Source organism: Streptomyces sp. NPDC058877 (assembly GCF_042742855.1).
GTDB lineage: Bacteria > Actinomycetota > Actinomycetes > Streptomycetales > Streptomycetaceae > Streptomyces.
In genome coordinates, this window is sequence record NZ_JBHYMF010000004.1 from 59,493 (window position 1) to 72,055 (window position 12,563).

Below are 12,563 nucleotides of genomic sequence, written 5' to 3' on the forward strand. Positions count from 1 at the left end.
CGTTCCCGCCGCTGGTGGGGGCAGGATGCGTGTTTGGGCGCGAGGGTCTGCCATTTGACCCGGGTCCGGGGACTGTCCGAGGGCCCTGGCAGCATCGGCTTCGCTGTACCCAGTCGCGCGGCTTCCGCCGCGTGGCACGCCTCACAGGCAAGAAGAACACGGGAGTAACAACATGAACCGCAGTGAGCTGGTGGCCGCCCTGGCCGACCGTGCCGAGGTGACCCGCAAGGACGCCGACGCCGTGCTGGCCGCTCTCGCCGAGACCGTTGGTGAGGTCGTCGCCAAGGGCGACGAGAAGGTCACCATCCCCGGCTTCCTGACCTTCGAGCGCACCCACCGTGCCGCTCGCACCGCTCGTAACCCGCAGACCGGCGACCCGATCGACATCCCGGCCGGCTACAGCGTGAAGGTCTCCGCGGGCTCGAAGCTCAAGGAAGCCGCCAAGGGCAAGTAAGACGGCCTGTAGGCGCACGAAGGGCGGCCACCCCCTGTGCGGGGTGGCCGCCCTTTCGTTCGCACCGCTGAGGGCCCCTGGGGGCCCGCGGCGCCTTGCCCGGGGGCTCAGACCAGTGCGCTGCCCGGCAGCTCGACCTTGGCGCCGAGCTCGACGAGCTTCTCCATGAAGTTCTCGTAGCCGCGGTTGATCAGCTCGATGCCGTGCACCCGCGAGGTGCCCTGGGCCGCGAGTGCCGCGATGAGGTAGGAGAAGCCGCCGCGCAGGTCGGGGATGACCAGGTCGGCGCCCTGGAGTCGGGTCGGGCCGGACACGACCGCCGAGTGCAGGAAGTTCCGCTGCCCGAAGCGGCAGTCGGAGCCGCCGAGGCACTCGCGGTAGAGCTGGATGTGCGCGCCCATCTGGTTCAGCGCCGAGGTGAAGCCGAGCCGGGACTCGTAGACCGTCTCGTGGACGATGGAGAGGCCGGCGGCCTGCGTCAGCGCCACGACCAGCGGCTGCTGCCAGTCGGTCTGGAAGCCGGGGTGCACGTCGGTCTCCAGGGCGATCGCGTTGAGCGAGCCGCCCGGGTGCCAGAAGCGGATGCCCTCGTCGTCGATCTCGAAGGCGCCGCCGACCTTCCGGTACGTGTTGAGGAAGGTCATCATCGAACGCTGCTGGGCGCCGCGCACGTAGATGTTGCCCTCGGTGGCGAGCGCCGCCGAGGCCCAGGAAGCCGCCTCCAGGCGGTCCGGGAGCGCCCGGTGGGTGTAGCCGTCGAGGCGGTCCACGCCGGTGATCCGGATGGTCCGGTCGGTGTCCATGGAGATGATCGCGCCCATCTTCTGCAGGACGCAGATGAGGTCTTCGATCTCGGGCTCCACGGCCGCGTTGGACAGCTCGGTGACGCCCTCCGCGAGGACCGCCGTGAGCAGCACCTGCTCGGTCGAGCCGACCGAGGGGTAGGGGAGGCGGATCTTGCAACCGCGAAGACGCTGCGGCGCCTCCAGGTACTGCCCGTCCGCCCGCTTCTCGATGGTGGCGCCGAACTGGCGGAGCACGTCGAAGTGGAAGTCGATGGGCCGACCGCCGATGTCGCAGCCGCCCAGGCCCGGAATGAAGGCGTGGCCGAGGCGGTGCAGCAGCGGGCCGCAGAAGAGGATCGGGATGCGCGACGAACCGGCGTGGGCATCGATGTCAGCCACGTTGGCGGACTCGACGTGCGTCGGGTCGAGGACGAGCTCGCCGGGTTCCTCGCCCGGGCGGACCGTCACGCCGTGCAGTTGGAGCAGTCCGCGGACCACGCGGACGTCACGGATGTCCGGCACGTTGCGCAGCCGGCTGGGGCCGCTGCCGAGCAGAGCGGCGACCATCGCCTTGGGCACGAGGTTCTTCGCGCCGCGGACGCGGATCTCGCCCTCCAGCGGGGTGCCGCCGTGGACAAGCAGGACATCGTCTGTGCCGGTCATGAATCTCGCGTTCCGAAGTGGGTCCGACAGGGGGCCAGAGAAAAGGGTAAGGGTCCATGAGACCCCGTTCGGGTGTCTCGTGGGACCTGTCAGACGTAATGAATTCGGCACAACACCCTCTGTTCCCGCGACCTTGCGGAGTGTCACCGTCCGGTTGTCCTCGCGGAGGTCTTCCACCCCGTACTTCCGTCGCCCCTGAACTGCGGAGCTCCCCGGGCTCCCGGAGATCCCCGCCGACGCCCCACGCGAACGCCGAAGATGCGGGATCATGTGTCGCATGACCGAGGTGTCCTCGCTCACAGGGCGGCTGCTCGTCGCCACACCCGCGCTGGCGGACCCGAACTTCGACCGCGCGGTCGTCCTGCTGCTCGACCACGACGACGAGGGTTCGCTCGGGGTCGTCCTCAACCGGCCCACGCCGGTCACCGTCGGTGACATCCTCGCCCCCTGGGCCGCCCTCGCCGGCGAGCCCGGCGTCGTCTTCCAGGGCGGCCCCGTCTCGCTCGACGCGGCCCTCGGCATCGCGGTGATCCCCGGCGACGAGGGCCCCCTCGGCTGGCGGCGGGTGTACGGTGCGATCGGCCTGGTCGACCTGGAGACGCCGCCCGAACTGCTCGGACCCGCGCTCGGCTCGCTGCGGATCTTCGCCGGGTACGCGGGGTGGGGCCCCGGGCAGTTGGAGTCCGAGCTCGGTGACGGCGCCTGGTACGTGGTCGAGTCGGAGCCCGGTGACGTCTCCTCACCGCACCCCGAGACGCTCTGGCGGCAGGTGCTGCGGCGCCAGCGCGGTGAACTCGCGATGATCGCGACGTACCCGGACGACCCGTCCCTGAACTGACCCCGGCGGAGCGAGGCCGTCCGGGCGGGCGCGGGGCTTCACCGGGGTCCCTCGCGAGGACGGGGGCGCGCCCGTTCGATGACGGGCGCGCTGACGCTCCGTCGCTGCCCGCGGGTCCCGATGTGCCCGTCCGTGCCGCCGGCCGTGCGCGCCCCGCCGCTCCGTCGAAGGGCCCCGGCCGCCGGTCGGCCGAGTCGATCCCGGTCCGCCCGCGCCGCTCCGCCCCGTGGTGCGACGGCCGCTCCGGCTTCCCGGTCGACGTGAGTACCCTTGGGTCCCATGAGCACTCTCGAGCCCGAGCGCGGGGCAGGTACGGGAACCCTCGTTGAGCCGACGCCGCAGGTGTCCCACGGTGACGGCGACCACGAGCGCTACGCCCATTACGTCCAGAAGGACAAGATCATGGCGAGCGCCCTCGACGGCACGCCCGTCGTGGCGCTGTGCGGCAAGGTCTGGGTACCGGGGCGCGACCCCAAGAAGTACCCGGTCTGCCCGATGTGCAAGGAGATCTACGAATCCATGGGCGCCGGTGGCGGCGACAAGGACAAGGGCGGCAAGGACAAGTAGCACTGCACTGCCCCCTGGCGGTCGGGACGAGCCTTCGGCGGCCCCCGCCGCGCGTACTCCGGTACGTGCGTCGGGGGCCGCTTCGCTTGGCGCGGAACGCCTCCCGGCCGCACGGTCGTTGCGCGGTCCGCTCCCGTCCGTCACGGAGCGGTCGGGGTCGGCGGGACCCCTTGTCGTCCCGCCCCGGGCGCACCTAACCTCAGTCGTGTTGTGTTGTGCGAAACGGTCGTTGCGCATGATGCAACGCACTTGCCCGGAAGGGAGTGCCGTGGGACGGCCCGCCGGCGGCACCGCCTGCAGCACCGCCCGGGCCGCCGCCCGCCCGCCGGGCCGACCGCGATGACGATCCGGGTGTTCGTCTTCTCCGCCCTCGTACGGCTCCGCCCGGCCCCGGGCCCCGGCGGAGCGGTGAAGGACCGACACAATGACCTCAGAGACCCCCGACCACGACCTGATCCCGCTGCCCGCACGGACCGTGGGACCGCACCGCGGCGGTTTCCCCCTCGACCACCGGACCACCCTGAGCGCGGCCCCCGGCACCGAGACCACCGAACGCTGGCTGCGCACCGCCCTCGGCGCCGCCTTCGCGCTCCCGCTCCGGCCACCGGCAGACGGGGACGACGCCCCCGCCATCCGGCTCCGCCTCGACGGGACGCTCGCCCCCGAGGCGTACCGGCTCGACGTCCTGGCCGACCGTGCCGTCGAGATCACCGGAGGCGGCCCCGCCGGAGTGTTCTGGGGCGCCCAGACCCTGCGTCAACTCCTCGGCCCCGAAGCCTTCCGGAAGGCGCCGACGCGGAACCGGCCGCCCGTGACCCTGGCGGCCCGGACGATCGAGGACGCCCCCCGCTTCGGCTGGCGCGGGCTGCTGCTCGACGTTTCCCGGCACTTCATGCCCAAGGACGACGTCCTGCGCTACCTGGACCTCCTCGCCGCCCACAAGCTCAACGTCCTCCACCTCCACCTCACCGACGACCAGGGCTGGCGCATCGAGATCGAGCGCCACCCCCGACTCACCGGGGTGGGCGCCCGAAGGGCCCGCACCAAGTGGGGGCACCGGGCCTCGCCGCTCTGGACCGAGACCCCGCACGGCGGTTTCTACACCCACGACGACATCCGCGAGATCGTCGCCTACGCCGCCGACCGGCACGTCACCGTCGTGCCCGAGATCGACCTCCCCGGCCACGCGCAGGCGGCCATCGCCGCCTACCCCGAGCTCGGCAACACCGACGTCGTCGACACCGCGGCGCTCACCGTCTGGGACACCTGGGGGGTCAACCCGAACGTCCTCGCCCCGACCGAAGCCGTCCTCCGCTTCTACGAGGGAGTCTTCGAGGAAGTCCTCGACCTCTTCCCGGCCACCTTCGTCCACGTCGGCGGCGACGAGTGCCCCAAGGACCAGTGGAAGGCGTCCCCGACCGCCCAGGCCCGCATCCGCGAGCTGGGGCTCGCCGACGAGGACGAGCTCCAGTCCTGGTTCATCCGCCACTTCGACCGCTGGCTCGCCGCCCGGGGCCGCCGCCTCATCGGGTGGGACGAGATCCTGGAGGGCGGCCTCGCCGAGGGCGCCGCCGTGTCCTCCTGGCGCGGATACGCGGGCGGCATCGCCGCCGCCGAGGCCGGCCACGACGTCGTCATGTGCCCCGAGCAGCACGTCTACCTCGACCACCGCCAGGCGCCGGGCGAGGACGAGCCGGTCCCGATCGGCTACGTGCGCACCCTGGAGGACGTCTACCGCTTCGAACCCGTCCCGCCCGGCCTCGCACCGGAGGCCGCCGCCCGCGTCCTGGGTACCCAGGCCAACGTCTGGACCGAGGTGATGGAGAACCGTTCCCGCGTCGACTACCAGGTCTTCCCGCGCCTCGCCGCCTTCGCCGAGGTCGCCTGGTCCGCGCTCCCCGCGCCCGAGGCGCGCGACCACGCAGACTTCGAGCGCCGCATGCGCGCCCACTACCGGCGCCTGGACGCCCTCGGAGTCGACTACCGGCCGCCCACCGGCCCCCACCCCTGGCAACGGCGCCCCGGGGTCCTCGGCAGGCCCCTGGAGGGAGCGCCCCCGAACGTGTGAGGGACCCGACGTTCCCGGGTCACCCAAGAGCGTCGAAAGGGGAGTTACCGTCACCCCCGGGACGTCCCGGACCGAGCGGTCCTTCACGGACCCTCGCACCGGACTCCTCGGAAGATGTGCCAGAGTTGCCACGTCCGGAGTGTGAGCACGTACGGTACGCCCACACGCAGGCGCGACCACCGGGCACAGTCGGGGACCACCGGGACACCGGGAAGGGGCAGCGGGTTGACCACGCACGCACCACAGACGGCGCAGTCCGTGACGCTGCCCGCCTCGCTCGACGAGGCCGTGGCGGCGCTCACGGCCATGCCCGCCGCCGTACCCGTCGCCGGCGGCACCGACCTCATGGCCGCCGTCAACAAGGGCCAGCTCCGCCCCGCCGGACTCGTCGGCCTGGGCCGCATCAACGAGATCCGTGGCTGGCAGTACCAGGACGGACACGCCCTCCTCGGCGCGGGCCTCACCCACTCCAGGATGGGCCGCCCCGACTTCGCCGCCCTCATCCCGGCCCTCGCCGCCGCCGCCCGCGCCGCCGGACCGCCCCAGGTCCGCAACGCCGGGACCCTCGGCGGCAACGTCGTCACCGCCGCCCCCACCGGCGACTCGCTGCCCGTCCTCGCCGCCCTGGAAGCCGACCTCGTCGTCTTCGGGCCGCTCGGCAGCCGCGAGATCCCCGTCTCCCACCTCCTCGCGGGCCGCGACCTCCTGGCCCCCGGCGAGCTCGTCGGCTTCGTCCGGGTGCCCCTGCTCCACGCCCCCCAGGTCTTCCTGAAGGCCACCGGCCGCACCGGCCCGGCCCGGGCCACCGCCTCCGTCGCCGTGGTCCTCGACCCGGCCCGCCGGGGCGTGCGCTGCGCGGTCGGCGCTGTCGCGCCCATGCCGCTGCGCCCCCTCGAAGCGGAGCGCTGGATCGCCTCGCTGGTGGACTGGGACAACGACCGGGGGCTCGCACCGGAAGCGCTCGCGGCGTTCGGCGAGTACGTCGCCGCCGCCTGCATCCCGGACCCGCAGGGCGACGCACCGTTGCCCCCGGGCGTACTGCACCTGCGGCGCACGGTCGCCGCACTCGCCCGACGGGCACTGGGGAGGGCACTCTCGTGAGCAACAACGATCAACAGCAGAACCCCGGCGGCTGGGAGCCGATCCCCCAGAGCGAGGGGTACGACGGCGATGCGACGGCCTTCGTCCAGTTGCCGCCCGACTTCATGCTGGACGGCGTCCCGCTGGAGGCGCCGGGCCACGGCTACGTACCGCCGATGATCACCCCGCTCCAGCCCCTGAACCCGCCGGCCGACCCGGCGGCAACGGGCAGTTGGACGGTGCACACCCCGACGGAGGCGCAGCAGACGCCGTACTACGAGGGGAGCCCGTACGGCGATCAGAGCGGGGCGTACGCGGGCGATTACCACCCGGACGTCTCCTACCAGGACGGCTCGTACCCGGACGGCTCCCACCCGGGTGGTTCGGCCCACGACGGCTCGTACCCGGACGGCTCCTATCCGGACGGTCCGTTCCAGGGGGCGGAGCGCTTCCAGCCGCCCGCATACGTCGAGCAGGCGGTCGAGCACGTCGAGCACGACCCGAACGCGACGGCCGAGTGGCGCTTCGAGGAGGTGGCGCCCGCCGCCGAGCCCGGAGCCACCGGCCAGTGGCAGATTCCGGCCGTACCGGAAGAGCCCCCGGCCCATGCCGGGGCCGGCGCAACCCTGCCGGGCGGTGCTCCCGCGCCCTGGGCCCTCCCGGAGGAGCCCGCCGCGGAGGCGCCCGAGGTTCCCGAGGCGGCAGAGGTTCCCGAGGCGTCCGAGCCCCTGGAGGCCCCGGAGGTGCCGGAAGCCCCGGAGGCCTCCGGGGACTTCGGGCCCGCGGAGCCGAACGTGGAGGAGCCGCCGGAGCTCACGGACCCGGCCGTGCCGGAGCCGGTCGCCGACGAGGAGTCCCCGGCCACCCCGGACGATCCGAGCACTCCGGACGCCCCGGTCGTCTCCGCGGCTCCGGCGGGCCCCGAGGCTCCGGTCGTCTCCGAGACCCCCGTCGTCTCCGAGGCTCCGGTCCTTCCGGCCGCCCCGGTCGTCGTGGAGGCTCCGGGGACACCCGGCGAGGTGGTTCCCGAGCCCGCCGCGGCGGTCGACGCCTCGACCGACAGCGACGAACACCCGCACGTCTCGTACACGCTGCGGGTCAACGGGACCGACCGGCCCGTCACCGGTTCCTGGATCGGCGAGTCGCTGCTCTACGTCCTGCGCGAGCGCCTCGGCCTGGCCGGAGCCAAGGACGGCTGCTCGCAGGGGGAGTGCGGGGCCTGCACCGTGCAGGTCGACGGCCGGCTCGTCGCGTCCTGCCTGGTGCCCGCGGCGACCACCGCCGGGAGCGAGGTGCGGACCGTCGAGGGCCTCGCGACCGACGGCGAGCCCTCCGACGTGCAGCGTGCGATGGCCCGGTGCGGCACCGTCCAGTGCGGCTTCTGCATCCCCGGCATGTGCATGACCGTGCACGACCTCCTGGAGGGCAACCACGCCCCCACGGAACTGGAGACCCGCCAGGCCCTCGCCGGCAACCTCTGCCGTTGCTCGGGCTACCGGGGCGTGCTCCAAGCCGTCCGGGACGTCGTCGCCGAGCGCGAGGCCACCGCCACGGCCACCGCGCCCGAGAACACCGACGCGCCCCGTGTCCCGCAGCAGATCCCCCACCCGCACGACGGAGGCATGGCGTGAGCAGCGACGCGACCACCGCGGCTCCCACGACGCCGGACACCGCTCCCGGAGTCCCCGGCCAGGAACCGGCCGCCCACGGCCTCGGCACCTCGCTCCCGCAAGCCACGGCGCGGGCGAAGGCCGAGGGCACCTTCCCGTACGCCTCCGACCTGTGGGCCGAAGGGCTGCTCTGGGCCGCGATCCTGCGCTCCCCGCACCCCCACGCCCGGATCGTGTCGATCGACACCACGGCCGCCGCAGCCATGCCCGGCGTACGGGCCGTGGTCACGGCCGCCGACGTGCCGGGTGCAGCGACGTACGGCCGCCGGGTCGCCGACCGCCCCGTCTTCGCCACCGACCTGGTCCGGCACCACGGAGAGGCCCTCGCCGCCATCGCGGCGGACCACCCGGACACCGCCCGGCTCGCCGCCGCGGCGATCGCCGTCGAGTACGAACTGCTCGAACCGGTGACGGACCCGGAGAAGGCCTTCGAGGCCGAGGCGCTGCACCCCGACGGAAACCTGATCCGACACATCCCGCTGCACTTCGGCGACCCCGAGGCGACCGGCGAGGTCATCGTCGAGGGCCTGTACCGGATCGGACGCCAGGACCCGGCGCCCATCGGCGCCGAGGCCGGCCTGGCCGTGCCGCGCCCAGACGGCGGGGTGGAGATCTACACCGCATCGACCGACCCGCACACCGACCGCGACCTGGCCGCCGCCTGCTTCGGCCTGGCGCCCGAGCAGGTCAAGCTGGTCGTCACCGGGGTTCCCGGCGCCACCGGCGACCGCGAGGACCCGGGCTTCCAGATCCCGCTCGGCCTGCTCGCCCTGCGCACCGGCTGCCCGGTCAAGCTCACCGCCACGCGCGAGGAGTCCTTCCTCGGCCACGCCCACCGACACCCGACCCTGCTGAGGTACCGTCACCACGCGGACGCCGAAGGGCGCTTGGTCAAGGTGGAGGCACAGATCCTGCTCGACGCGGGCGCCTACGCGGACTCCTCGTCCGAGTCGCTCGCCGCGGCCGTGGCCTTCGCCTGTGGCCCGTACGTCGTCCCGCACGCCTTCGTCGAGGGCTGGGCCGTCCGTACGAACAACCCCCCGTCCGGCCACGTGCGGGGCGAGGGCGCGATGCAGGTGTGCGCGGCCTACGAGGCCCAGATGGACAAGCTGGCCGCCAAGCTGGGCGTGGACCCGGCCGAGTTGCGCATGCGGAACGTCATGGCGACCGGTGACATCCTGCCCACCGGACAGACCGTCACCTGCCCGGCCCCGGTGGCCGAACTGCTCTCCGCGGTGAGGGACTTCCCGCTTCCCGCCCTGCCCAAGGACAGCCCCGAGGGCGATTGGCTGCTGCCCGGCGGCCCCGAAGGCGCGGGCGAGCCGGGCGCGGTGCGCCGCGGCGTGGGCTATGCGCTCGGCATGGTGCACATGCTGGGCGCGGAGGGCACCGACGAGGTCTCGACGGCGACCGTGCGGGTCATGGACGGAGTGGCGACGGTCATCTGCTCGGCCGTGGACACCGGTTCGGGCTTCTCGACGCTCGCCCGGCAGATCGTCCAGGAGACCCTCGGCATCGACGAGGTCCACGTCGCCCCCGTCGACACCGACCAGCCGCCGGCGGGCCCGGCCGCCCACGGCCGGCACACCTGGGTCTCGGGCGGAGCGGTGGAACGGGCCGCGAAGATGGTCCGCACCCAGCTCCTCCAGCCGCTGGCCCACAAGTTCGGCATGTCGACCGAACTGCTCCAGATCACCGACGGCAAGATCACCTCGTACGACGGGGTCCTGTCCACGACCGTGATGGAAGCGATGGACGGCAAGGAACTCTGGGCCACCGCCCAGTGCCGCCCCCACCCCACCGAGCCCCTCGACGAATCGGGCCAGGGCGACGCCTTCGTCGGCCTCGCGTTCTGCGCGATCCGTGCGGTCGTGGACGTCGACATCGAACTCGGCGCCGTGCGCGTCGTGGAGATGGCCGTCGCCCAGGACGTCGGTCGCATCCTCAACCCCGCCCAACTCGCCGCCCGCATCGAGGCCGGCGTCACCCAGGGGGTCGGCGCGGCCCTCACGGAGAACCTCCGCACGGCCCGTGGTCTGGTCCGGCACCCCGACCTGACGGGCTATGCACTTCCGACATCCCTGGACGCCCCGGACATTCGCATCGTGAAACTCGTCGAGGAACGCGATGTGGTGGCCCCCTTCGGAGCCAAGGCGGCGAGCGCCGTCCCCGTCGTCACCTCACCCGCCGCAGTGGCTTCAGCAGTACGCGCGGCGACGGGACGCCCCGTCAACCGCCTCCCGATCCGCCCCCAGGCGGCCGTTGCCGCACCCAATTCGTAACCATGTGATGTCCGTTGCTTGTGCAATCCAGAGGTGCGGACTGTCGTCGCTCCTGACTACAGTGGACTTCTAGAACCGTGCCGCACGCGGCACGGTGGTTCACCGGGGGAGGGACACGAGCGTGGAAGCCTACATGGACGGGGGAGGCTCGTTCGGCATGCGGGCCATGAGCAAGGAAGCCGTTCGCTACAACTCCGAGTCCATGTCGGAGTTCAAGACGAGCATCGACGGGCTGATCGAGATGCTCACCTCGTCCGAGGCCGACCACGGCAAGATGAAGTCGGACCCGGTGACGCGCAGTCAGCTCGGCGGTGGCGGTGCGGCCTGGATCGAAGCGGCCGGCCTGCACGACTCGTACAACACCGTCCTCAAGCAACTGACAGAACTATCCAGCCTGTTGCAGGACTGTCTGGAGGGTCTCGGCATCGCGGTCGTCGGTTCGAAGGACGGCTTCGAGCAGTTGGACGAGGACACCAAGCGCAAGATGATCAACATTCACCAGCGGACCGAGGACGCCAGGGCGAGGGCTGATCGGGAAGCGGGCCTCGTCCGGGAGGACACGAGCAGCCAGAGCACCGAGGACGGGCCCACCTTCAGGTAAGGCGGCGCTGACGGGACGACGGGGACACGGGGAAGAGGCGAAGATGAGGCCTGCAGAGGGCGGCAGGGGTGGCGGGACGGACTTCCACTCCATGCCCCACCAGAAGATGCTGGAGTGGCTGGACGAGGCCGAGACGTACCCGATCAGGAACGCCGGCGACCGCTTGAAGGCGGCTGCCGAGGAGTTGGAGCGCATTGCTGGCCAGCTCAAGAACCGTACGGGGCGCGTCGATTGGCAGGGCGAGGCGGAGAAGGCGTTCACGGAATGGGCCGCGAACGTCGTGAGCTCGACGTACTCGCTCAGCAAGTACAGCGCCGACGCCGCCCAGCAGATGGCCGACGCCTCCCAGGCGCTCGCCTCCGCCAAGAGCGCCATTCCGCGCTACACCTCCCACGAGGCGGCCAAGGCGAGCTTGGAAGCGGCGCAGAAGTACCACAACGATCCCGACTCGGCGACCATCGCGCGCAACGCGCGGAATGCCTTGTCCCCCAGCGAGGAGCTCCAGGCCATTGAGGCCAAGGAGAGGGAGAACCAGCAGGCAGCCGCGGACGAGATGCGGAAGCTCTCCAGCGCGTACTACTGGTCCGGCCGCCGCATGACGGACATGGTGCCGCCGACGTTCCCGCCGCCACCGGGGGCTTTCGTGCCGGATGCGGCGGGTGAAAGCAATACCTCCTCAGGCATCGGCGGTTCGTCCTCTTGGAGCGGTTCGAGTTCTACGGGCACGATCTCGACGGCGCAACCCTCGCCTCTGCAGTCGGGCACTCGGATGCCCGATGCTCGTACACCCTTGCCCACTGAAGAGTTGACAGGGGCTACGCAGGTCACCCGCCCAGCGGTGAGGCCCGAGGTTCCTGTGGATCTCGGCATCGATAGCGTCGGAACGCTGCCGCAGCCGACCACGACCGGTCCGGCGACGCAGCCGCCCGGCGGCTCGTCCATGCCGGGCAGGCCGGAGGGGGGCACGCCTCCGTTCGTGACGACCCCGGGAGTTGCTCCGATCATGGCGAAGGGGGGCCCGGGATCCCTCGGTACCACCTCGCCCGTTGCCGGAGGCACGGGGACCCCCCGTGGCTCGGCCACCGGTGGCGTTCGTGCGGGAACTACCTTGCCCCGGGAAGGCATTACTGGTGGCCGTGCGGTTCCCAGCACTACGGGTCGACCAGCGAACGGCATTCCGCGCAGCACGGTCATCGGTGCGGAGCCGGGTGGTCAGAACCGTGCGGCGATGGGGCGCGGCCCGATGGGCGGGGGCCACGGCATGGGTGGCGGGCACGGCATCGGCGGTGGGTCCGGACAGAGCGGCATCAGTGGTGGGCGTCGGCTTGCCGGTGAGACCGGTGGTGTCGCAGGAGGTAGGGCGCAGCGTGCCGGTGGCGCTGTTGGAGGCGCTGGACGAGGGTTTACGCCCGGTGGTTCCGGTCTGGTGCGTGGGGGGTCCGCGAAGCCTGAGGAGCGGAGTGGGGAGCGTCCTGACTATTTGGTCGAGGACGAGGAGACCTGGCAGCAGGGCAGGCGTCACGTGGCACCGCCCGTAGTCGATTGATCAGTGCGA

Annotated in this window: 10 protein-coding genes; 9 read left to right on the forward strand and 1 reads right to left on the reverse strand. The window is 72.2% G+C overall.

Features of this window, described 5'->3' with window-relative positions; translation table 11 throughout:
- Window positions 1–172 precede the first annotated feature (172 nt).
- Window positions 173–454 carry an HU family DNA-binding protein gene (locus ACFW2Y_RS02000; protein WP_015033921.1) on the forward strand — a complete coding sequence of 94 codons (282 nt, stop codon included), beginning with the start codon at window positions 173–175 and terminating at the stop codon, window positions 452–454.
- A 107-nt stretch (window positions 455–561) separates the two neighbouring features.
- Here ACFW2Y_RS02000 and murA read toward each other — a convergent pair whose 3' ends face one another.
- Complete coding sequence (gene murA / locus ACFW2Y_RS02005) at window positions 562–1,902, reverse strand: UDP-N-acetylglucosamine 1-carboxyvinyltransferase (protein ID WP_384872100.1); 1,341 nt, start codon at window positions 1,900–1,902, stop codon at window positions 562–564.
- Between the two features lie 277 nt (window positions 1,903–2,179).
- Here murA and ACFW2Y_RS02010 point away from each other — a divergent pair, with 277 nt between their 5' ends.
- The 8 genes from ACFW2Y_RS02010 (at window position 2,180) to ACFW2Y_RS02045 (ending at window position 12,554) form a co-directional block, all read left to right on the forward strand.
- The gene (locus ACFW2Y_RS02010; protein ID WP_384872103.1) at window positions 2,180–2,740 is read left to right on the forward strand and encodes a YqgE/AlgH family protein; all 561 of its coding nucleotides are present in this window, start codon (window positions 2,180–2,182) and stop codon (window positions 2,738–2,740) included.
- 279 nt (window positions 2,741–3,019) lie between these two features.
- On the forward strand, window positions 3,020–3,307 hold the full coding sequence (locus tag ACFW2Y_RS02015) for a DUF3039 domain-containing protein (RefSeq protein ID WP_024761666.1): 288 nt from the start codon (window positions 3,020–3,022) through the stop codon (window positions 3,305–3,307).
- 424 nt (window positions 3,308–3,731) lie between these two features.
- Window positions 3,732–5,375: a beta-N-acetylhexosaminidase gene (locus ACFW2Y_RS02020; RefSeq protein WP_384872106.1), complete on the forward strand. Its 1,644-nt coding sequence runs from the start codon at window positions 3,732–3,734 to the stop codon at window positions 5,373–5,375.
- 225 nt (window positions 5,376–5,600) lie between these two features.
- On the forward strand, window positions 5,601–6,476 hold the full coding sequence (locus ACFW2Y_RS02025; RefSeq protein WP_384872108.1) for an FAD binding domain-containing protein: 876 nt from the start codon (window positions 5,601–5,603) through the stop codon (window positions 6,474–6,476).
- On the forward strand, window positions 6,473–8,086 hold the full coding sequence (locus tag ACFW2Y_RS02030) for a 2Fe-2S iron-sulfur cluster-binding protein (protein ID WP_384872111.1): 1,614 nt from the start codon (window positions 6,473–6,475) through the stop codon (window positions 8,084–8,086). Before ACFW2Y_RS02025 ends, ACFW2Y_RS02030 begins: the two co-directional genes overlap by 4 nt.
- Complete coding sequence (locus ACFW2Y_RS02035; RefSeq protein ID WP_384872114.1) at window positions 8,083–10,407, forward strand: xanthine dehydrogenase family protein molybdopterin-binding subunit; 2,325 nt, start codon at window positions 8,083–8,085, stop codon at window positions 10,405–10,407. The genes ACFW2Y_RS02030 and ACFW2Y_RS02035 overlap by 4 nt, the downstream gene beginning before the upstream one ends.
- 121 nt (window positions 10,408–10,528) lie before the next feature.
- Entirely contained in the window at window positions 10,529–11,008 is a 480-nt protein-coding gene (locus tag ACFW2Y_RS02040) for a hypothetical protein (protein ID WP_384872117.1), read from the forward strand.
- Between the two features lie 91 nt (window positions 11,009–11,099).
- On the forward strand, window positions 11,100–12,554 hold the full coding sequence (locus ACFW2Y_RS02045) for a hypothetical protein (RefSeq protein WP_384872120.1): 1,455 nt from the start codon (window positions 11,100–11,102) through the stop codon (window positions 12,552–12,554).
- The last annotated feature ends 9 nt before the right edge of the window (window positions 12,555–12,563 follow it).

Coding starts and splice junctions, on each gene's coding strand:
- ACFW2Y_RS02000 (WP_015033921.1), top strand. CDS start 173: ATGAACCGCAGTGAGCTGGTGGCCGCCCTGGCCGACCGTGCCGAGGTG.
- murA (WP_384872100.1), bottom strand. CDS start 1,902: ATGACCGGCACAGACGATGTCCTGCTTGTCCACGGCGGCACCCCGCTG.
- ACFW2Y_RS02010 (WP_384872103.1), top strand. CDS start 2,180: ATGACCGAGGTGTCCTCGCTCACAGGGCGGCTGCTCGTCGCCACACCC.
- ACFW2Y_RS02015 (WP_024761666.1), top strand. CDS start 3,020: ATGAGCACTCTCGAGCCCGAGCGCGGGGCAGGTACGGGAACCCTCGTT.
- ACFW2Y_RS02020 (WP_384872106.1), top strand. CDS start 3,732: ATGACCTCAGAGACCCCCGACCACGACCTGATCCCGCTGCCCGCACGG.
- ACFW2Y_RS02045 (WP_384872120.1), top strand. CDS start 11,100: ATGCCCCACCAGAAGATGCTGGAGTGGCTGGACGAGGCCGAGACGTAC.